Annotated in this window: 17 protein-coding genes and 1 pseudogene; 10 read left to right on the top strand and 8 right to left on the bottom strand. The window is 50.3% G+C overall.

The features are described from left to right. Positions 1–95 precede the first annotated feature (95 nt). The 5 genes and pseudogenes from ACYVJM_RS00395 to ACYVJM_RS00375 form a co-directional block, all read left to right on the top strand. Positions 96–1055, top strand: a complete 960-nt coding sequence (locus ACYVJM_RS00395) for a lysostaphin resistance A-like protein (protein WP_461146225.1) — start codon at positions 96–98, stop codon at positions 1053–1055. A gap of 59 nt (positions 1056–1114) precedes the next feature. Continuing rightward, on the top strand, positions 1115–1333 hold the full coding sequence (locus tag ACYVJM_RS00390) for a putative signal transducing protein (RefSeq protein WP_461147715.1): 219 nt from the start codon (positions 1115–1117) through the stop codon (positions 1331–1333). Then, positions 1314–2147, top strand: coding sequence for a phosphatidate cytidylyltransferase (locus ACYVJM_RS00385; protein WP_461146224.1), 834 nt, complete (start codon positions 1314–1316; stop codon positions 2145–2147). Before ACYVJM_RS00390 ends, ACYVJM_RS00385 begins: the two co-directional genes overlap by 20 nt. Before the next feature lie 246 nt (positions 2148–2393). After that, positions 2394–3122 carry a carboxypeptidase-like regulatory domain-containing protein gene (locus ACYVJM_RS00380; protein ID WP_461147714.1) on the top strand — a complete coding sequence of 243 codons (729 nt, stop codon included), beginning with the start codon at positions 2394–2396 and terminating at the stop codon, positions 3120–3122. Positions 3123–3305: 183 nt separating this feature from the next. Beyond that, positions 3306–3602: pseudogene (locus tag ACYVJM_RS00375) on the top strand (TonB-dependent receptor plug domain-containing protein); the annotation flags it as partial. Positions 3603–3605: 3 nt separating this feature from the next. Here ACYVJM_RS00375 and ACYVJM_RS00370 read toward each other — a convergent pair. Continuing rightward, positions 3606–4388 (bottom strand): UDP-2,3-diacylglucosamine diphosphatase, encoded by a 783-nt coding sequence (locus ACYVJM_RS00370; protein ID WP_461146223.1) that lies wholly within the window; start codon positions 4386–4388, stop codon positions 3606–3608. Positions 4389–4650: 262 nt separating this feature from the next. Here ACYVJM_RS00370 and ACYVJM_RS00365 point away from each other — a divergent pair, with 262 nt between their 5' ends. The 3 genes from ACYVJM_RS00365 to ACYVJM_RS00355 all read left to right on the top strand — a co-directional run bounded on the left by ACYVJM_RS00365 (position 4651) and on the right by ACYVJM_RS00355 (position 7670). Beyond that, positions 4651–5808 carry a hypothetical protein gene (locus tag ACYVJM_RS00365; RefSeq protein ID WP_461146222.1) on the top strand — a complete coding sequence of 386 codons (1158 nt, stop codon included), beginning with the start codon at positions 4651–4653 and terminating at the stop codon, positions 5806–5808. A gap of 86 nt (positions 5809–5894) precedes the next feature. Then, on the top strand, positions 5895–6665 hold the full coding sequence (locus ACYVJM_RS00360) for a hypothetical protein (RefSeq protein WP_461146221.1): 771 nt from the start codon (positions 5895–5897) through the stop codon (positions 6663–6665). A gap of 96 nt (positions 6666–6761) precedes the next feature. Next, positions 6762–7670 carry a Nif3-like dinuclear metal center hexameric protein gene (locus ACYVJM_RS00355; protein ID WP_461146220.1) on the top strand — a complete coding sequence of 303 codons (909 nt, stop codon included), beginning with the start codon at positions 6762–6764 and terminating at the stop codon, positions 7668–7670. Between the two features lie 127 nt (positions 7671–7797). Here the strand turns inward: ACYVJM_RS00355 and bioB are convergent, their stop codons facing one another. The 7 genes from bioB to ACYVJM_RS00320 form a co-directional block, all read right to left on the bottom strand. Then, positions 7798–8790: a biotin synthase BioB gene (bioB, locus tag ACYVJM_RS00350; protein WP_461146219.1), complete on the bottom strand. Its 993-nt coding sequence runs from the start codon at positions 8788–8790 to the stop codon at positions 7798–7800. Between the two features lie 110 nt (positions 8791–8900). Further along, entirely contained in the window at positions 8901–10088 is a 1188-nt protein-coding gene (locus tag ACYVJM_RS00345) for an acyltransferase family protein (RefSeq protein ID WP_461146218.1), read from the bottom strand. A gap of 118 nt (positions 10089–10206) precedes the next feature. Continuing rightward, entirely contained in the window at positions 10207–11406 is a 1200-nt protein-coding gene (locus tag ACYVJM_RS00340) for a helix-turn-helix transcriptional regulator (RefSeq protein WP_461146217.1), read from the bottom strand. 177 nt (positions 11407–11583) lie between these two features. Beyond that, complete coding sequence (sppA, locus tag ACYVJM_RS00335) at positions 11584–13353, bottom strand: signal peptide peptidase SppA (RefSeq protein ID WP_461146216.1); 1770 nt, start codon at positions 13351–13353, stop codon at positions 11584–11586. 119 nt (positions 13354–13472) lie between these two features. Next, positions 13473–14075, bottom strand: a complete 603-nt coding sequence (locus tag ACYVJM_RS00330) for an inorganic pyrophosphatase (protein ID WP_461146215.1) — start codon at positions 14073–14075, stop codon at positions 13473–13475. Positions 14076–14125: 50 nt separating this feature from the next. Then, positions 14126–15121 carry a glycosyltransferase family 2 protein gene (locus ACYVJM_RS00325; RefSeq protein WP_461146214.1) on the bottom strand — a complete coding sequence of 332 codons (996 nt, stop codon included), beginning with the start codon at positions 15119–15121 and terminating at the stop codon, positions 14126–14128. 84 nt (positions 15122–15205) lie between these two features. Continuing rightward, the gene (locus tag ACYVJM_RS00320) at positions 15206–15952 is read right to left on the bottom strand and encodes a tRNA1(Val) (adenine(37)-N6)-methyltransferase (RefSeq protein WP_461146213.1); all 747 of its coding nucleotides are present in this window, start codon (positions 15950–15952) and stop codon (positions 15206–15208) included. Positions 15953–16378: 426 nt separating this feature from the next. Here ACYVJM_RS00320 and ACYVJM_RS00315 point away from each other — a divergent pair, with 426 nt between their 5' ends. Continuing rightward, on the top strand, positions 16379–19468 hold the full coding sequence (locus ACYVJM_RS00315) for a SusC/RagA family TonB-linked outer membrane protein (RefSeq protein WP_461146212.1): 3090 nt from the start codon (positions 16379–16381) through the stop codon (positions 19466–19468). Positions 19469–19486: 18 nt separating this feature from the next. Next, on the top strand, positions 19487–20929 hold the full coding sequence (locus ACYVJM_RS00310) for a RagB/SusD family nutrient uptake outer membrane protein (protein WP_461146211.1): 1443 nt from the start codon (positions 19487–19489) through the stop codon (positions 20927–20929). The last annotated feature ends 3 nt before the right edge of the window (positions 20930–20932 follow it).

Here is a 20932-nt window from a genome sequence, read left to right as displayed (position 1 = left end):
AAAAAGGATGATTGTTTTCGAGCTGCCTCATTCCCAACCTTCCAAGTACCTGCTTTTTAACCGGTTGCATACATTCATATAAATTTCAGGAAATTATGCAACCAAGTTATATGCCTCAGGGCACTACATCACGACCACCCACTCTCGGGGGCTTGTCCATGCTCGTCGGCTTTGTACTCATCGGGGGCGTTGTCAGCACCCTGGTTTTGTTCGTTATTCTGGCTCTTGTCAAAGGCATGGGTCTCGTTGATGCTCAGGCTTATCTGACAACATTAGCGACTCAACCCGCTAAATCACCCGGCAGCTGGTATGAGTTGATGACGCTTCAGGCTGTTAATCACCTCGGCACGTTCCTGTTGCCCAGCCTCGCGTACTGGTATCTAATCGAACGACGGACGTGGTCGCACTTCAATCGCCAGTCGTTCTGGCAGGTGGCAGGCGTGGGCGTTGTTACCTTCATTGTCATTGCCTTTATGCCATTCGACGGGCTGATCATCGAATGGAACCAGAATCTTCATTTACCCGAAACGCTCGCTCCGGTTGAGCAATGGATCCGGAATAAGGAAAAAGGACTGGAAGGTATTACCAAATACCTCACCACCTTTCAAACGCCCGGCCAGTTGCTGATGGCACTATTGGTGATTGCCATTATCCCGGCAATCGGTGAAGAAACCTTATTTCGCGGCATTCTGCAACGCAACTTAAGCTACTGGACGGGCAATGTTCACGTCGGAATTTGGCTGGCGGCTGCCCTCTTTAGTGCAATTCACGTACAGTTTCTCGGATTTTTTCCGCGGATGCTCCTCGGGGCATTATTTGGTTACCTTTATTTGTGGTCGGGTAATCTGTGGATTCCGATTCTGGCCCACTTTGTCAACAATGGGTTTACCGTCCTGATGGTGTATCTGCATCAGCAGAAAGTGACCTCCATGAATATTGAAGATACAGAAACAGTACCTTTGGTTGGTGCCCTGGTTTCAGGTGCCTTAACACTGGTGTTACTTTATTATTTCAGGAAAAGTAATGACGGGCAGGCAGCAAGCCGGGAAAGCTAAACATGCTGTTTGCGCGGGTGCCTTACTTTTACCTGCTGATGCCTAACCCTCACATGAATATGACCGAAAACTGGGAAGTAATTTATTCAACACCACTGCCTCATCGGGCCGAACTGGCGAAAGCCCTATTGCTCGAACATGAGATTTCTGCGGTAGTCATCAACAAACAGAGCAGCAGTTACCCTACCATTGGCTGGGGAAAAAGCGAAGTACACGTACCAACTCAAGACGCCATCCTGGCCAAAGTAATCCTGGAGAATGAAGCAACGTTTAGCTAAACTTACGAACCTTCAACAACGGGTCATTGCGGCCGTAGCGGGAGTTCCCTTTATTTTATTCATGATTTGGTATGACGCCTGGACGTTTGCCCTCCTGTTTTGTCTGGTGAGTGCACTGACTCAGCGTGAGTTTTACCGGCTGCTCGGCCTCGACGGCTTCGAACCGCTAACAGCCTATGGCACGGTGGTGGGCACCATGATCTGCGTACTGGCTTATTTTATTGAAACGGACCAGATGGGTACCGGTAACTATTTCCTCATTTGTCCGGCCTCGTCAATGATCTTCCTGATCAAGCTGTACAAGAAGAAAGACATGAAGCCTTTTACCAATATTGGCTTTACGTTTCTGGGAATTATCTACGTGGCCATGCCCTTCGCGCTGCTGATCATCCTGGCGCTTCAGGGAGGTAAGTTTCACCCTATGATCATTACCGGCTGTTTGCTGCTTTTATGGGCGAGTGACATCGGTGCCTATTTTGCCGGGACCAAATTTGGCCGACGCAAACTTTTTGAGCGGGTATCGCCCAAAAAATCCTGGGAAGGCAGCATAGGCGGAGCAGCCGCTGCGGCACTAGTAGCCCTGGGGCTTACCTTCTGGGCTCCCGAGTTGCGCCCCTGGCAGTGGTATTGCGTTGGCGGCATTATCGTCGTGACGGGCACGTATGGCGACCTGGTCGAGTCGTTATTTAAACGGAGTATTGCCATCAAAGACTCTGGCAGCAGCATTCCCGGCCATGGTGGATTTCTGGATCGTTTCGACGGTTTGTTGCTGGCGGCCCCCTTTATTATTACCTTTTTGAAGCTATTTGCCTGAGCCAACTAACGAAAAAATAGCGTAAGTCGAGACGCAGCAAGTATAGCTTTTCCCTCTCGGATAATCATCTGACTGCCAGATATTATCAGGCTTTATTCTTTAAGTCTCGTTGTTCGATACGTGTTTGCCATCTTACTCTTCGTACATTTAAATAAACCTAAAAAGCCTAAATTCTCTTAAAATTCGGGTAACAGAAACCATAACCTGCCTTTTCCTCGTTTACTTTGTAGTATGGTTCATTTGTCTATGAAGAAGTCATTGACGTTTTTAGTCTGTCTTCTGGTGCTTTCGGCGCTGGCGGGCCTCTTTTCTACCGCGCATGCGCAGGGGCAGGAACGGCAAATCACGTTCACTGGCTTCATCACCGGCGGTAAAACGAACGAGCCGCTTCCCGGTGCCTATATTTATATTCCTAAAGCAGGAAAGGGCGTCTTGTCGGCTCCGAACGGCTATTTTGCACTGCCGGTCTTTCCGGGTGACAGTGTCATTTTCAGCTATGTCGGCTTCCGGACGCAGTACCATATTATTCCCCGTCGCCTTACAGACCTTACGTACTCGGCAGTTGTAGCGTTGCAGGAAGATGTAAAAACTCTGGCCGAAGTAAAGGTATACCCGTACGCGACGGAAGAACTGTTTAAAGAGGCCTTCGTTAATTTGAAGCTCCCCGACGAAAAAGAGCGCGAGAATCTGGCCCGAAACACCAGTCCGGAAGCTATTATGCGGCAAGCCGCAACCATGCCCATGGGTGCCCTGGCCAACCACCAGAATTTCGTAAATCAGCAGTTTTTTGGGCGTGAATCACTCATTGGCCGCAGCGCAACTCCCACGTTTGCGTTTACAAACCCATTTGCCTGGGCTAACTTTATTCGCTCCGTCAAGCGGGGTGATTTAAAGACCAAAGAATGGCGAAGTGAGCTGAATAAAGCCCCGCGCGAAAACATGACGCGGAAAGATATTCTTCAGGAGAACAACTGAGTACCTTATTTGGTAATAATCCCTTTACATCACGAAAATTCTGTGCCCTTTATGGATTAAGTTAATCCATAAGGGATGCGCCACTTATTTGCTTTCAACTGTCTTCTACCAGAAAGCCGACCGTGAATGATTTAGAGTGGAAAGAACGTGAAATTGCCCAGTTCAGTGCAAAAATGAATAGACGTTTCGGGACGTACCATCGAACTATCGCCCCATTAGACGAACGTTATTCAGCTCGTATCCGGCATTTCTAACGAGCACTATGGCAACGGGCAGTATGCTATTCTGCGTGGCATCAACAAACCCTGTATTTGCACGCTTGTCAACGGGGTAAAAAATCACAGCCCCGACAATCGGTACCGGTACGTGCCACTCGACATTTTCCTGTCTGAACTACTCGACCAACTGGAAGTGAATAAGGCCCTGACGCCAAGTAAGGGGGGCGATGCCATTGGTGGCGCCATTAACATGGTCATGAAAGTATCATTTCACTTCCCACGTTTTCAGGCTCAGCAGATTACCATCGTACACGGCGTAGGTTTTGGCGAACACCCATTCACCCAGATTTATGTAGCGGCTCGATGGCGTAACGGCCAGATCGAGCGGCAGGTGCCGGTGACCGAAGATGTAATAATCGTGGTGGCGTTGGGCTTCCACCTCACGGCAGTATTGCATGAGCCACTCGCGGTCTTCGCCCAAAAAATGGTCTTCCCCTTTCTCCTGATTACCTATGCGACTCCGGCGCGACCACGCCTGAGCCAGACCAACACCCAGGTCGGGGTGTAGCCAGCGAAACAGCCCCCGAGCCAGCCTGCTTTCAAAAACTGTTTTCAGGCGTTTGTAGACAAAATCGCCGGGGCCGAGTCCATCCCCGTGCCCAATAAAAAACTGCTTCCCGTTGATGTCGTACCGGCGCGGGTTTCGATAGACAGGTATGCCCAACTCCTGCGTAAAATAGTCGTTCATCCACATGTCGTGGTTACCGGTGAAGAGAATAACCTGCGTACCGGCATCGGTAAGTTCGGCCAGCTTGCCCTGTAGCCGGATAAATCCTTTGGGAATGGTATGCTTGTACTCGAACCAGAAATCAAATACATCGCCAACCAGAAAAATCACGTCGGCATTGTGCCGGATGGCGTCCAGCCAGGCTACCACGGCCCGCTCCCGGTCGAGGCTCTGCTGGATTGATGGTGTACCGAGGTGAAAATCGGACGCAAAGTAAACGTTACGGCCAGGGGAAAGCGAAATGGTTTCGAGATCAGACATGCATACGGGAATTCAACCGTAAAATTACACAACGATTACCGTTCACTCAGTGAACCGGACCTGATGTCAGTAAAAAATACATCTTTAAGCCTAAAAGATGTATCAGCTCTCCCGAACGTTTCTTATCTCAATCATACTGATCTGGTCAGGTTACAGGCTAAAGGCGCAAGAGTCGGCAAAGCTGATCGCTGAACTGGACTCCATTCATACGGCTATCCGGAGTACTACTTGTACGAACCAACAGCTGATCTCGAACAGGGCAATGAACCTGTTTTTGTCCGACAGGATCGGGAGCTACCTCACTGATTATAAAAACCTCTCGTTTTATAAAAATTACATTACGTTCAATACCCAGGACGGCGTTTTTTCACTTAATCATAATTTCTTTCAGGCTACGGGCATCGACGAGCCGGTCAGGTCATTTCTGGTCGTGGGCGTTAAAGCCAATGTGATGAACGCGCTGGCGTCAACCTTCTCGGACAAACCCTATACCAATGAATTGGGAGCTACACTGAAAAAAGCCTGGATAGGTAAGCCTAAAACCACGATAAATGATTGCCGGGAGAAAAACATAATGGACACAAAGCGGGCATCCATCCTGAATCTCCTCATACGGGAATTACGATCAAAAGAAGCCGACTTTAGGAAATCTGTCGATTCACTTAAACAGGACGGCCTCTCGGATGCGGCCTTCGCGCAAATTAAAGCGGAGTTGATCCAAAACTTCTATGCGGGCTTACGGGATGAGTACACAAGGAAGTTTGCCACCCAGCAATACCTCGAATTAGCCGAAACGGCTCGTTTCAAACAAATTACTACTCATTGGACAACCCTCAATGCGTATTTGCCGATCATCCTGCAGCGCTTTACCGTATTCCCCTCGTACACTCAACTGACGGAAACAAAAAAATCGTACCCGTTCGAATTAGCGCTCACGCATACCCGATTCTTGGAGTCAAAAAGAATGGGCAGGTTATTTCTTTCGTTCGAGGGCAATCTTCTCCTCAACAATTCTGTTCAAAGCTTTTCGCAGGAAACGATCACTTATAGTCAGTACAAAAGTTCGGGCGGGCTTGACACACTTACCCTGGCCCAGCGAAACATACGCTCACTTTTCGTGGGCGAATATGCCTCTTTTCTCACGCCCAGAGTAAAAGTTGGCTTTGTTTACTACCCGGCCGAGTCGCACATTGGCCTCAGTTCGTCTCTCGAAAAAAATATAGGCACCTTCCATTCCTTAAACTGGACCGTTGGTATTCCCGTTGTGCTGATTGATAAAGTCGGAGCACCCGCGGCAAATTTTGAGTTTCAGTTAAACTATTTTGACATCAATCATTCTGTTCTACCGGGCAGAAAATCGAGTGACCGCCTTCGGGTTGGCCTGACGGTTGCCGTCCCCTTCAGTAAAATCATTTATTGAAAAGCGTTGACTTAAGACAAAAACAACATAACTACTCATCTGGTATGTAAGAAAACGCTAATTTTGGGCTTTCTCAAATTCATCCCATGAAAATCAAATCACTGATACTGGCTTTCCCTGTTTTGTGTTTAGCCTGCAGCAGCCCCGCTCCTACTACCGATCCTGCAAACCAAATGGATGCCAGCCCGGTACTGGCGAAACAAGTCGCTGGTGTCAATGCACTGTCTACCGATGCCAACTACGACGAACCTTGTAATATACTCGGAGAGGAGTATGTTCGTCAGACATTCAACCTGGAAGAAACGACTAAACTGGAAGAATCAATTGAGCATTCCGGTTGCGGATTTGAATGGGCAGGCAATAAAGTTATTGTCTCGTTTGGCGGTAAACGTCCCTACTCGTCTACCTTTCTGGCCGAGTATACATTCGACAATCAGTTTCAGGGCAAGCCAGCCATTGCTATGACGGAGCCGGTTGAAGCCGCAAATGACTCAACTACCAGCGGTCCAGAAACCGAAGGAACCAACGCGGAGACGTCAGCTAAAACAACGGTACCGGAAGAAACAAAGCACACGACAGCCGACAACCACCCACAGCATGCCGGTGTTACGTCTGCAACGCCAGCCCTTACCGGCCATGCCGTTAGCACGGGTCACTTTGAGGCCGTTTCGAATGTTGGCGACAAAGCTGTTTGGGACGCATCGACAGGTGCAATGCACGTTCTCTATAACAACCACATCATCAATGTTACTGTTGAGTCGAAAGATAAAGCCGAGGTGAAGAAAGAGCGCGCTCAGAGCCTGGCCGAAGTTATAATCGACAGAATTTCCGAAAACGAATACACGAAGCGGTTGTAATTCATAACAACTCCCTTGAAAAGGTAGCGGAAATGATCCGGCTACCTTTTTTTGTGCCTAACCTCTATCTTAGACAACTCAAAATAGTGAACCAACATGCAGGAACAGGAACTAGCCGGAAGAAGAGAATTTGTAGGTATTATTACGAAAGGGGTTGGAGCAGCCCTACTGCTGCCAACGCTGGGCCTGAATCAGGAAGCTCTGGCCAGTCAACAGTCATTTACGGTTGGGCAGGTCATGGACCTCATACTTAAAACCATTCCGAATGCGCCCTTTCCCAAAACGGTCGACACACTAAAGTCAGGTAGTGCGTCCCAAAAAGTGACAGGCATCGTATCTACGATGTTTGCGACCGTAGATGTCATTGAGAAAGCAATTGCTGCGGGGGCCAATTTTATCATCGCTCACGAACCAACATTCTACAACCATGCTGATGAAACGGACTGGCTTGAAACCAGTGACGTGTTCAGATACAAGCACGATTTACTGACAAAGAATGGAATTGCGCTCTGGCGTTTTCATGATTACCTCCACTCCCACCGGCCCGATGGCATTCAGGCGGGTATGTTAGCGGCTCTAGGCTGGGCCAAATTTGCCAGTGCTTCAGACCCGCATGTGCTGACAATGCCGACTACCCCATTAAGTCAACTTATCAATCACACGAAGAGTAAGTTGGGAATCAAAATGGTGCGAGTTGTAGGCGACCCTGCCCAGGCCTGTCAGCGGATTTTGTTCATGCCGGGTGCATCGGGGGGGCGTAGCCAGATTACCGCGATCGAAAAAGAGAAACCGGATGTCATTTTTTGCGGAGAAACCAGCGAATGGGAAACACCGGAGTACGTGCGGGACGCCCGGCGTCAGGGCAAAAAGCTATCCCTGGTTATTCTGGGCCATATCATGAGCGAAGCCGCTGGGATGGAGTGGGTCGTTTCCTGGTTAAAACCCCAGTTACCTGGCCTAAAGATTTCGTATATACCCTCAGGAAACGAATTTACGTATCTATAAGCGGGGCGGGCTGGAATGTGAGAACGAAGGTGTGCCACGGTTGAAACCGTGGCACACCTTCCAGTCTTCACCAGCCATCAATATATTATATTAGACGGTTCTGCCTTTAAAAGGGCAATCCATCAACCTATACAGGTATTTGTTCGAACACCACAGCAGGCTGGCTGGCATCTTTAAATGCTTTTCGGGGACGGATGTTCAGGGTCTGGAATAATTGCTGATCGGCGTCTTCATTCGGGTTGGGCGTTGTGAGGAGTTTATCCCCGGCGAAGATGGAGTTAGCACCCGCCAGAAAACACAGGGCCTGTTCTTCGGTATTCATCCGAACCCGCCCGGCCGACAGTCGGACCATGGCTTTTGGCATAATGATTCGGGCTGTAGCAATCATCCGAATCATTTCCCAGACCGACACCCTCGGCTGGTCTTCCAGGGGCGTTCCTTCTACGGGCACCAGCGCGTTAACGGGGACCGATTCGGGGTGCTGCGGCAGGGTTGCCAGCGTATGCAACATACCAATCCGGTCCTGATCCGACTCACCCATGCCAATAATGCCACCGGAACAAACCGATATACCGGCTTTACGGGCGTGGCCTAGTGTATCCAGGCGGTTATCATACGTCCGGGTGCTGATAATATCGCCGTAGAACTCTTCGCTGGTGTCAAGGTTGTGGTTGTAGGCATACAACCCGGCATCTTTCAGTTTCTGCGCCTGGGTTTCGGTGAGCATACCGAGCGTGCAGCACACTTCGAGCCCCATTTCATTGACGCCCTGTACCATGTCGAGCACTTTATCGAAGTCGCTGTTGTCGCGTACTTCGCGCCAGGCAGCGCCCATGCAAAAGCGGGTACTTCCCGTGTCTTTAGCGCGTTGAGCGGCCGTCAATACTTCATCGACTTCCATCAGCTTATGGACTTTCACTGCGGTATGGTAGCGGGCAGCCTGTGGACAATAGGCACAGTCTTCGGGGCAACCGCCGGTTTTAACCGACAGCAGCGTGCAGACTTGTACTTCCTGCGGATCATGATGTTGACGATGAACAGTAGCGGCCCGGTACATCAGGTCCAGCACGGGCGAGTTATAAATTTCTGCGATTTCAGCGCGAGTCCAATTGGTACGCATGGATTTACTTTTTTAATGATAAGCTCCGAAACAAATGGGAGCAGTGAAACGCGTTAGCCCAAGAGCTATGAGTTATCAAAAATCGCAAATCAAATGTCAGAAACCAACAATCATTTTAACCCGAAGACTACTCTCATCAACTTAAATGGCCGAATCAGTAACAAATACAAGCCGATGCAAACAAGCAACGTCGCAAAGCTAATGATCATAAATCCGCTGTAAACACCTAATTCTGTATGGGTTATGACATAATACCCAATGAGCACAATGACTGTCTGATGGAGGATATAAAATGGGTAAACGGCTTCGTTTAAGTGTGGCAAAATCGGGTGATTCACGTTCAGATACCGATACCCGTACGCAATTGTGGCCAGGACGGAAAACCACGTCAGCCCGAGTCGATTAAAGCTAAACAAGGTAGTGAGCAGTTTGGACGCATCAACGGTATCATCACTGATTAACGACCGGGAGCCATACATAATCGCCGTACAGATAAGCGTTGCTACCAGAAAGTAATGGCGCTGGTCGGTGATGATCTGCCAGAAGCTTTTTCGACTGATTAAAATAAAACCGAGCCAGAAGAGCAGCAGGTTGTTCATGAAATAAGCCCAGTCATTGATCAGGGCGTGGGTTTCGTGGGGGAAGAATCCGCCTAAAACCACATCATTCAGCAATAAAAAACCAACCAGCCAAAGCGCCCCACCGGGCCGGGCAATCAACCGGCCAATTCGGTCAACGAAACGCTGGCCCGATTCACGTTTCAGCCACCGAAATACGGGGATACTGATCAACGAATACAAAAAGAGGTAGCAGACAAACCAGAGGTGATGCCAGCTAAAAGCCCCGCCCGTGCCGCCATCTTCATATGGCTGAAAGTGAAAGACCTCCGGGTAGAACTCGGCATAGCTCCCCGAGAACCGTCCCCGAAATAGCCATTCTATGTAGATCTGCGGGGGTACGATTACAAACATCCCAAAAACAAGTGGCACGAACAACCGCCGGACGCGTTCACCGGCGAACGAACCATATGAACGTTTTTTGAGGGCAAAGAAGGCACCGGCACCGGAGATAAAGAACAGTAACGGCATCCGCCAGCGATGCAGCCAGCGCATCACGACTTCCATGGGCACGCTGTGTTCGACACTTTTAATGTGCCAGTTCCACGACACGTAAATCATGCCGGTATGGTAGAATAATAGGGTTAGAATAGCGATTACCCGGAGCCAGTCGAGGTCGTAGCGTCGGGTAGAAATCACGTTCAGCGAAGGATTGGGGGTAGAAACGGACGTTGGTTGCATGGGGTTTCACATTGCGGAGTTGATGCAGCAAAAGTGCTCATCATACCCCCTTAACGCCCTATTTCCCGGCAAATAAGCACTTCGCGCCTATCGGGACGAACAAAAAACACCTAGTCTTCTATGGTTCGGCGCTTTGTCCAAGCCCTCTGGCTCGAAACTGCGCCGGTGTCTGATTGGTCAACCGTTTAAAGGCTGTATGAAAAGCAGAGGGCGAATTATACCCTACCCGTTCAGAAATTTCGTCGATTTTCAGATGACTGGTAGCCGGTCCACTGAGCAATTGCCGGGCCTCAGCAATACGGTATGTTGCCAGCCAGTCGAAGAACGTCTGCCCTAGGCGGTCATTTAGCAACTGCGATAAATGATGCGGGCTGGTATCGAGTCGGGCGGCCAGTTTGGGTAATGAGAGATCACTGTCGAGGTAGGGCTTCTCGGTTTCGAGCAGACGGGCGAGTTTATTTAGTACGGCATCTTCAACTTCTTCCGATAAGGCCGATTTTTCGTATTTCTTTTTTGGTTCCGCCAGAGATTCGTTTGCAACCGCCGTTAGCTCGGGGGGTGGAATATCCAGAAAAAAATCCGAGCCCCGCATGACTAAAAAACTGGTAGCATAAATGGTGGCGGCCATGTACGTAGCCAGCAGATAGTCGCCAACATCGTTGTAAAACTGGGGCTTCACCAACACAATCAGAAATGGCACTAACGCAAAGAGCAAACTTAACAAGCGTAATGACGTGTGTACCGTGGGTTGCTTTTTACCGTCTTGCCCTTGATTGGCCGTTCGTATGGTTAGAAGGGCCAGTACAGCATACACCACACAGCTCAGCAACGTCATTTCATCGATAAAATCCCGAAGCCCCGTAAAATCATCCTGCCAATACGGTTGCTGATGAATAAATGGTAACTCGGGATGCTGGGCGTTGATGTACGCATTGTATTTGACTTCCACAGGCTGGTAATGCCAGGTTATTGAGTTTACCAGCCAAATAGCGAATGGCAGCAAATGCCAGCCCCAGAAACGAGGTAATCGCTGCCGGATTCGCCCATAAACAAAAAAGTAAAACAACGGCCCGATGGCAAAATTGAAGGGTTCCGCAAAGTCGCTGGTCCACAGAACCCGAAACGTGTAGTTTGTATAATTCAGAAATATCTCACCACTCATGGCGGATAAAGCCAACATAAAGAACCCCAGACAGCGATTCGCTATCCGGTGTACCCGCTGGCCGGTCAGAAAAAAAATGCCCAGAAAAACGCCCTGCGCCACACCTAGAAGGATAATAAGGGCAAAGAGGTCGAGGTGAACAGGAAGGGTCTGCATCAGGATAACGTTGCTGATTGCAAGGTAAAAAAAAGACCTATACACCGGGCCACGGTTGTGGCTTTAACGCGTATAGGTCGGAATCGAAAAGTTGGGTAATAGTAGAGTTTTGAGGGCAGCTAAGCGCCATATGTCCAAGATATGGCGCTTAGCTGCCCTCCCTCCAAGCACTATTTTTTATCGAATCTCTACTTCGAAAGGCAATCGCATTTGCATGCCCTGCATCGTTTTTAGCTTTTTCATGTACTTTACGTAAGGCGCCAGCTCACCAAGCTGAGCCTGAATCTTCGCATCCTCGTCATTTCCGAACGACATCATCAGTTGCTCGAAGAATTCTTTTTTCCGGGGCTGATATTTCAGTTTATAATCACCCTCTTTCAGTTTAGCCGACTGAGCCGCCAGTTTGACGGCATCGTCCAGGCCGCCAAGCTGATCGACCAGGCCGATGGCTTTCCCCTGTGAACCCGTCCAGACGCGCCCACCGGCAATAGCTCGAAGACTATCAACCGGCAGTTTGCGACCGGCTGCGGCTTTACCCGTAAACTCGGCGTAGATCCGCTCGGTGGCCCGCTGCATCGTCTGCTTCTGGAAAGGCGTCATTTCATGCGTACCCGTCGGGAAGTCAGCGTTGGTATTGGTTTTCACCCGGTCGTAGGTGACACCCAGTTTGTCTTTAAAGAAATTTTCGGTGTTGAACAGCAGCGAAAAAACCCCGATAGATCCTGTTATGGTGTTGGGCTGGGCTACAATTTTGTCACAGCCCATGAGCATATAATAGCCGCCGGAGGCCGCGTAGTCGGACATGGAGCCAATAACAGGTTTACTTTTGCGGGCCAACTGCACTTCGCGGTACATCACATCCGACGCCAGGGCGCTCCCCCCACCGGAATTAACCCGCAGTACGATAGCTTTCACTTTATCATCAAGTCGCGCTTTACGAAGTTCGTCGACAATTGTTTCGGAACCAATGCTGTTGTCCCCGCTTTTCCCCGACTGAATATCGCCCGAAGCGATGATAACGGCAATCCGGCTCGAACCGGTTCCTTCGGATTCCGTATCGACTTTCTCCGAATCCTCGTATTTGCTAAGGGAAACATAGTTGATCTTTTTCTTCTCGTCGATGTCCAGCTGCTTTTTGATCACACTTTCCAGCTCATCCTGATAACCGATGTTGGTAACCAGTTTGGTACGAAGCGCATCGGCGGGTTTCTGGATGGTCAGGTTATCGGCATAGCGTTTGAGCGAATCGACCCGCAGGTTCCGGCTCTGCGCAATCCGAACCAGCATGTGGTCGTTCACGGAGTTGAGGAATGAGTTTACCTGTTTGCGGTTGGGGTCGCTCATGTCCTCCCGAATAAACGGCTCAACGGCGCTTTTAAAATCGCCCACTTTGAAGATTTCGGCTTTAATGCCCAGTTTATCGAGTGTTCCTTTAAAGAAGGACAGCTCCGCATTCAGGCCGTTCCACTCCAGATCTCCAGCCGGATTCAGGTAGATTTTATCGGCAACCGAAGCCAGGTAATACCCTTTTTCGGTCATTGTTTCGGCGTAAGCATACACGAACTTCTTCGACTGTCTGAAGTCGATCAGCGCATTACGAACTTCTTCAAGGGATGCCCAGCCGGCCTGTGGGCTTTCGGTTTGCAGGTAAATCCCTTTAATCTTGTCGTCGTCTTTCGCTTCTTTTAGCGCTTTTTTCAGTTCGATCAGACCAATGGCATCACCTCCGCCACTTACCGGTCCAAACCCGTTAAACGGATTATCAACACTCCGCTCTTCAATTGGCTTGTCCAGGTCTATTTTTAAAACGGTGTTTTCCTTAACGGTTGTTTTTTTATCCGAAGATGATAAGGCCGTTCCTAACCCAATGAGGAGTAGAAAGCCGACAAAGGAAAACAACAGCAGGCCAACGATTGTGGCCAGAACATATTTAAGAAACTGTCGCATGAATTAGTATTAATGTAAAGCCTTTCCAAATCGGGCTATATACAAATATAGCCCGGAAGTAAGTTTCCGGGCTATAAAAGTGTTAAGTACGCGAAAATAGCGGACGAATGGCGTAAACCTTACATCAGCTTATAATCGTTGATCGAGGTCTGGATTACCTCCCACGCTTCTTCCTGTCCATAGATGTTGGCCAGCTCCATTACGGCTGGTTCATCGGGCAGGTTTTTGTAGGTCATGAAGTAGTGGCGAAGCCGCTTTACTACACCTTCGGGCAGTTGAGCCAGTTCGGTAAATTGACCATACATGGCATCTCCTTTCAGAACGGCGATAATTTTATCGTCTGCTTCTCCTTTGTCGATCAGGCGGAAACCACCAATGGGGATAGCCTGTAAAATAAGGTCGCCATGCGTAATTTCACGCTCGGTCAACACACAAATATCGAGGGGGTCACCATCGCCCAGTTCAACCGTCCGGCCCGATTTTTCACTGGCCAGACGCGCAATCTGCTCACCGCAAAACGTCTGTGGAATAAAGCCATATAAGGCTGGCAGGACGTTGGAATATTGCTGAGGCCGGTCAATTTTGAGGTAGCCGGTGGTTTTATCGATTTCATACTTGACGGTATCCGTCGGTACGATTTCGATAAAGCACGTTACTTGTTTGGGCGCTAAGTCGCCAATTGAAATGCCGTGCCAGGGATGGGCTTTAAAATTACTCTTCATTGGTTGGTTGTATTACTAATTTATTCTATTGATTGATAAAGAAAAGCCGTTTAGACCGGCACGTTTTGGTCAGTAAATCCTATTTTTTCGGCCACCAGTTGATCCGTTGAGCGATTCAAACTCTGCCGAACGAGCATTTCACCCAGAAAGCCCGCCAGAAATAATTGCACTCCGAGAATAATCGCCACCAGACCGAAAAAGAACAGCGGGTTATCGGTCACATTCCGGAATTTCTCCCCTCTTGAAATATTGATGAGCTTCTCGATAATGAGCCAGATGGCAAGTACCGAGCCGATAAAAAACGACAGCGTCCCGAAGGTTCCGAAAAAGTGCATGGGCCGTTTGCTGAACCGATGGACAAACCCGATAACGAGCACATCCAGAAAGCCGTTCACGAAACGCTCCAAACCAAATTTGGTGGTACCGTATTTCCGGGCCCGGTGCTGCACAACTTTCTCTCCGATTCGGCTGAAACCGTCCCAATTGGCAACAATGGGCAGATTCCGGTGCATATCGCCGTAAAGCGATGGCGCAATGGTTTTCACCACTTTTTGCCGGTACGCTTTCAGTCCGCAGTTAAAATCGTGTAACTGAACCCCGGAGATCCAGCGCGAAACCGCATTGAACAACTTGGTCGGCAACGTTTTGGTGATCGGGTCGTATCGTTTCTGTTTCCAGCCCGAAACGAGATCGTATTTATCCGCTGTAATCATGCGATACAGCTCCGGTATTTCGTCCGGGCTATCCTGCAAATCGGCGTCCATCGTAATGACAACCTGCCCCCGAACAGCCATAAAGCCGGTTTGCAAAGCAGCCGTTTTGCCGTAATTCCGATTAAATCGAATGCCCCGCACATTCGGGTTACGACTCGCCAGTTGTTCAATAACGCTCCATGAATTATCCGTGCTCCCGTCGTCAACGAATAGAATTTCGTATGTATACTGGTGCTCCGTTACAACCCTCACAATCCAGTCGTGCAGTTCGGGCAGCGACTCATCTTCGTTGTAAAGTGGAATTAAAATGGTTAGTTGAAGCGGTTCTGGCATATATATTCTAAACGCAAGGTCGAACCGCACGGGCGGCCCCACGCCGAAACGGGCGCAAAGATTTTTACAAAGGTCGCAGAGTTTTCAGAATATCAGGTAAAAATCCCGTAGTAATGCCCGAAATTCTGGTGAATACATTTCTTTTGACTGGCTTTTCGCCTGATCGGCCACATCGACACGCTCATAAATTGTCAGCGTCTTCTCATCGAGGGGCCTTTTCACATAAGAATATCCGCTCACGATACGAAAAGCGGCCTTTTGTGAGTTGTGCCGCAGAAACAGGCGTTTAAACGTGTGTAAACCCGTTTTTCGGGCCAGCTCAGTTAACAAATCTGTTTCAAAAGGTGGTAGTAGTACCCACCATTGCCCGGTGGGCTGTATCAGCCGGGTAACAGCCTCAACCAGTTCCGGAAACGGTAAATCGTCGGTATGCAGAGCCCGGTTAACGGCTGCATCCGGCGACCGAAGGTGATTGGTATAAAACGGCGGGTTGGTCAGGATTCGATCGTAGCGAGTGGCAGGCTGGTATTGCTGTATACGGTCCTGTATAACCCGCACCCGGTCAGCGAACGGACTTGCCGCTACGTTTTCAATCGCTTGATTAAAAGCAGCCTCATCTACCTCAACTGCATCGACCATCGCCTTTGGATTCCGTTGGGCCGCCATGAGCGCCAGTAAGCCGGTGCCGGTTCCAATGTCCAGAATTCGAGATACCTGATCAGTCGTCCTCTCGCCCTCAACATCAGCACAGGCTCCCAGCACGCAGGCATCTGTACAGACTTTCATGGCTGTTCGATCCTGCCGAATAGTGAATTGCTTAAAGGAAAACATAGTATGGTTGCGGGTATTTGCTCAGAAATACCCATTTGAAAGCCGGCAATCATTAAACCAGCAAAAAACGTGATTTAGGCGCATACTACAAATTGAGCCAATCCCGAAACATGACGGCATCCATTGTAATAAAACAAGAGTGCCCTCAAGTCCCATCCTTGAATTGAAGTCACTCTTTTGGGAACGTTCCCAAAAAATGGGAGCGTTCCCAAAGGAAAATACTTTTAAATGGCCTACCTAATTGTACTATACTTTTTAAATTTTGTGCTGTAAGAAGAAACACAATAAAAAACTTCCACTTATCAGCTCATAAGCATCCACCCGTTCTACTAAACTGCTTATGTGTTAATTGACAGAGTGACTCAACGACCCACGACTCATATTGTATTTTTCCAGCAAAACCCTTTAAACTACCATATTCTATTTATGCCATTTTCTACCACTAGTTTAATTCAGCTAAAAATCGGGTGGCTTATCGGCCTGCTGCTCGTATTGGCATTACCCGTGCTAGCCCAATCGAACCGGTCCGTTACCGTCAGCGGTCTGGTTACCTCAGCCGAAAGCAGCCAGGGAATACCCGGCGCCAATGTTATGGTCAAAAATACCCAGCAGGGTACAACGACCAATGCCAACGGTGAGTTTTCGCTGGCAGCACCAGCGGGTTCGCTCGTGCTGATCGTGTCGTCGATTGGCTACCAGACACAGGAAGTGCCGGTTTCGGGCCAGAGCAAGCTAACCATTTCCCTGCAACCGGATAATCGTTCGCTGAACGAGGTCATTGTTGTTGGTTACGGAACGGTAAAAAAGAGCGATCTGACCGGATCGGTTTCATCGGTGAGAGCCGCAGAGCTGAAACAAACACCGATTGCCAATTTCGTTCAGGGCCTTCAGGCCCGGGCTTCGGGGGTGCAGGTCACCCAGAACTCGGGTGCGCCGGGGGGCAGCATCAGCGTTCGTATTCGGGGCAATAACTCGATTAGCGGCAGCAGCGAACCGCTCTATGTCGTCGACGGGTTTCCCATTGCCGGGGGCGACAACCCGGTGGCGGGGGGCGGCAGCGGCCTAGGCAACGACAATGGCAACCGGCTCTCGGTGCTGTCGACGCTGAACCCCGATGATATTGAGTCGATGGAGGTGTTGAAAGATGCCTCGGCCACCGCTATTTACGGTACGCGCGGAGCCAATGGCGTCGTGCTGATCACCACCAAACGAGGTAAAGCCGGAAAGACTCGCGTGAGTTACGACGGCTATTACGGGCAGCAGCAAATCCGTAAAACGCTGGATGTGATGAATGCTGCGCAGTTTGCCAAATATGAGAACGAAATTTCCGGTACAACGCTCTACCCCAATCCCGATCAGTTAGGGCAGGGTACCGACTGGCAGTCGCTTATTTTCCGGAAAGCGCCTATGCAGAGCCACCAGTTGTCCGTATCGGGCGGCAACGAACGCTCGCAGTTTGCGCTGTCGATGAATTACTTCGATCAGGATGGAATCATCATAAACTCCAACTTTAAGCGGGGATCGGTGCGGGTCAATCTGGATAATACGGTCAGTAAAAACGTCAAAATAGGTACGAGCCTGACCTATACTTACTCCGTTAATAATGGAGCCATTACCGCCACACTGGGCGATGGTGGCCCGGCGGGGGGAATTATTCTGTCGGCCCTTACCGCTCCGCCCGTCTTTTCTCCTTACAATGCCGATGGTACGCCGACCATTTTCACCAACCGCTACTTGGACCTCAACAACCCCGTTGCGCTGGCTACGGAGGTGCTGAACCGAAATACAACCCGCCGATTTCTGGGTAACATTTTTGCCGACTGGACCATTGCCAATGGCTTAACCTACCGGGCCTCGTTTGGGGGCGACCTCGTTACGGACACCCGCGACTCGTACGTTACCCGCAACATCCGGGCCGGTTCGCAGGTAAACGGCATTGGGGGTAAAGGCAATGCCAACACCAACACGGTGCTGCACGAAAGTCTGCTGAATTACCACCGGCTGTTTGGTACGCATGATATAAACCTGACCGGCGTATTTTCGACACAGGGGCAGGTACAAACCGCCGATGCCATGACCGGCCAGCAGTTTCCCAACGACCTTGTGCTGAACGACAACCTGTCGCAGGCATCTATTCTAACCATTGCCAGCAACAAACAAGCCTGGCGCTTAGATTCATATACCGGCCGGATAAACTACAACTACAAAAGTAAGTATCTGCTAACACTGACGGGCCGCGTCGACGGCTCAAGCCGGTTCGGTGCGAATAACAAATACGGCTTTTTCCCTTCGGTAGCGGGCGCATGGCGGGTGTCGGAAGAAGGATTTATGCAGGGGCAGCAGGTATTAAGCGACCTGAAGCTCCGGGCCAGCTTTGGCATAACAGGCAACGCCGACATTCCGCTCTACAATTCCCTATCGCGACTCAACTCGGTTGGCAATTACAATTTCAATAATGTGCGCACCATTGGGATTGCTGCGGCCAACATCAGCAACCCCGACCTGAAATGGGAGAAAAGTGCGCAGGCCGATATTGGCCTGGATTTCGGGTTGCTCAACAACCGGATCCAGGTAACGGCTGATGTGTATTACAAGAAAACGACCGATCTACTGCTGTCGCGGACCATTCCGCTCTCGTCGGGATTTGGGTCTGTATTTGGGAACTTCGGCTCGGTCGAGAACCGGGGCATTGAAGTAACCGTCAATGCGGGTGTGCTGAATGGCCCGCTGAAGTGGGACATCAACGGCAACATCTCGGCCAACCGCAACAAGCTGACGCTCATTGACGGGACCCGTACCGAAATCATTCCCGGTGGTGGCGATGGCTCCGTTGGCGCCTTCACCAACAACAGCATCCTGCGGGTTGGCGCGCCCATCGGTTCGTTCTATGGATACGTCTTTGATGGTATTTACCAAACCGGCGACAACATCCCGACGGGGCGCATTCCGGGCAACATCCGGTATCGCGACCTGAATGGTGACGGGACCATTTCGGGAGCAGATCAGACCATTATCGGCAACCCAAACCCAAACTATATCTTCGGTATAAACAACACCTTGAAGTACAAAGGCTTCGATATGAGCCTGTTCGTGCAGGGTGTACAGGGCAATCAGATTTTTGCCGTGTCGAGAGTCCGGCTGGAGGCCGGGGCGGGTACCATCAATCAATACGCTAGCTACGTAAACCGCTGGACGCCCACCAACCCGTCGAACCAGTACCTGAAAGCCTCGACGGGGCAGCGGGTCAACCAGTCTGACATTCACATTGAAGATGGTTCGTTTGTCCGCTTTAAGAACATAACCCTCGGCTACACGATTCCTGCCGCTGGCAAACTGGCCTGGTTAGCAAATTCGCGGGTGTATGTGAGTGCCAACAATTTCGCTACCCTGACCAAATACTCGGGCTATGACCCGGAGGTAAACACCGCCGGACAGAACAACCTCAACCTCGGCGTGGATAACATCGGGTTCCCTGTGTCCAAGTCGTTCATTGCTGGTCTTCAACTCAACTTCTAACCGTAGCCAACACCGATCATGAAATTTACCCGTATCTGTTCATTTCTGGGGCTGACCTTTTTACTGGCGCAACTGAGCGCCTGTCAGTTAACCGAAACGCCCTACTCCTTCGTTTCGCCCCAACAGTTTTATACCTCTGCTTCCGATGCCGAAGCGGCTCTCACAGCTGCCTATACCCCCGTCACCGATCTGTATGGCCGGGTGGGTACACAATTGCCCGACTACTCCGCCGATCAGTCGTTTCCGAGGGCCGTCGTCGGCCGCGACCAACTGACGGTGTTCTCCTACGATGCCACCATGGACCTGATTGGTGGCTACTGGCAGCATTGTTTCAACGGGATCAACCGGGCCAATCAGGTACTCGACAATGTCCCGAAGATCGCGATGGACGACACCCGAAAGAAGCAGATTCTGGCCGAAGCCTATTTTTTGCGTGGGCTGTATTACTTCCACCTCGTTAAAACGTTTGGCGAGGTCCCTATCAAACAGACCAGTACCAAAGATATAGCATCGACGGAAGCCGCCAAAAGCAAAGTTGAAGACGTGTACGCGCTCATTGTCAAGGATTTTGAACAGGCGATAAAGGACCTGCCCGCAACGCCTAAAGACCGGGGTCGGGCGGCAATCGGAGCGGCTCAGGGGCTGCTGGCGAAGGCGCACCTGTATGCAGGAAACTGGGCAAAATCAGCCGAAAATGCCCAGGCCGTTATTCAGTCGAACCGCTACAGCCTGATGCCCAATGTGCTGGACCTGTACAATCCGCTTAAAGAGGACGCGGCCCGAACAGAGCAGATTTTTGCGGCTGAATATTCATCCCTGAGTGGCCTGAATAGTTCTGATCTGGTTGGTTTCTATGCCCCGGCCAATTCGCCACCAGTCTTCTCGAAAACGGCCTTTGGATCAGCCTTTGGGTACATGTCGTTCTACAATTCGTTTAATCCGGCCGATAAGCGTCGGCAACTGCTCGATACAGCCTACGTCAATTCAGCCGGCAAGCTGATTGGTCAGGCCGATGCTACGCTGAAAGACCGGGTGATTATCAAGAAGTTTCTGGATCCCAACTCCAACGGAGCCAACGGCGAAAACAACTTCCCGATTCTGAGACTGGCCGACGTGTACCTCATTGCGGCCGAGGCCGAAGCGCGGCAGAATGGCCCGACAGCCGTTGCCTATACCGCCATCAATACCGTTCGTCGGCGGGCGGGCATCCCCGACCTGACGCCGGGCCTGAGCAAAGATGCGTTCATCGAAGCCGTGTTGCAGGAACGGTCGTGGGAGTTGTTTGTCGAAGCCGATCGCTGGTATGACCTTACCCGCACGGGCAAATTCAAGATGGTGGCCAATGTGCTGAACTCGTATTATCCATCGAGGCCGGTCCAGGACAAGCACCGATTCTTTCCCATCCCGAACGTCGAAGTATTGACCAATTCAAAATTGGAGCAAAACCCAGCCTGGAAATAACTG

The organism is Spirosoma pulveris (genome assembly GCF_054781875.1).
Note: the sequence above shows the minus strand (reverse complement) of the source record. Positions and strands in the feature narration are given on the sequence as shown.

Coding starts and splice junctions, on each gene's coding strand:
- ACYVJM_RS00395 (WP_461146225.1), top strand. CDS start 96: ATGCAACCAAGTTATATGCCTCAGGGCACTACATCACGACCACCCACT.
- ACYVJM_RS00390 (WP_461147715.1), top strand. CDS start 1,115: ATGACCGAAAACTGGGAAGTAATTTATTCAACACCACTGCCTCATCGG.
- ACYVJM_RS00385 (WP_461146224.1), top strand. CDS start 1,314: ATGAAGCAACGTTTAGCTAAACTTACGAACCTTCAACAACGGGTCATT.
- ACYVJM_RS00380 (WP_461147714.1), top strand. CDS start 2,394: ATGAAGAAGTCATTGACGTTTTTAGTCTGTCTTCTGGTGCTTTCGGCG.
- ACYVJM_RS00370 (WP_461146223.1), bottom strand. CDS start 4,388: ATGTCTGATCTCGAAACCATTTCGCTTTCCCCTGGCCGTAACGTTTAC.
- ACYVJM_RS00365 (WP_461146222.1), top strand. CDS start 4,651: ATGAACCTGTTTTTGTCCGACAGGATCGGGAGCTACCTCACTGATTAT.
- ACYVJM_RS00360 (WP_461146221.1), top strand. CDS start 5,895: ATGAAAATCAAATCACTGATACTGGCTTTCCCTGTTTTGTGTTTAGCC.
- ACYVJM_RS00355 (WP_461146220.1), top strand. CDS start 6,762: ATGCAGGAACAGGAACTAGCCGGAAGAAGAGAATTTGTAGGTATTATT.
- bioB (WP_461146219.1), bottom strand. CDS start 8,790: ATGCGTACCAATTGGACTCGCGCTGAAATCGCAGAAATTTATAACTCG.
- ACYVJM_RS00345 (WP_461146218.1), bottom strand. CDS start 10,088: ATGCAACCAACGTCCGTTTCTACCCCCAATCCTTCGCTGAACGTGATT.
- ACYVJM_RS00340 (WP_461146217.1), bottom strand. CDS start 11,406: ATGCAGACCCTTCCTGTTCACCTCGACCTCTTTGCCCTTATTATCCTT.
- sppA (WP_461146216.1), bottom strand. CDS start 13,353: ATGCGACAGTTTCTTAAATATGTTCTGGCCACAATCGTTGGCCTGCTG.
- ACYVJM_RS00330 (WP_461146215.1), bottom strand. CDS start 14,075: ATGAAGAGTAATTTTAAAGCCCATCCCTGGCACGGCATTTCAATTGGC.
- ACYVJM_RS00325 (WP_461146214.1), bottom strand. CDS start 15,121: ATGCCAGAACCGCTTCAACTAACCATTTTAATTCCACTTTACAACGAA.
- ACYVJM_RS00320 (WP_461146213.1), bottom strand. CDS start 15,952: ATGTTTTCCTTTAAGCAATTCACTATTCGGCAGGATCGAACAGCCATG.
- ACYVJM_RS00315 (WP_461146212.1), top strand. CDS start 16,379: ATGCCATTTTCTACCACTAGTTTAATTCAGCTAAAAATCGGGTGGCTT.
- ACYVJM_RS00310 (WP_461146211.1), top strand. CDS start 19,487: ATGAAATTTACCCGTATCTGTTCATTTCTGGGGCTGACCTTTTTACTG.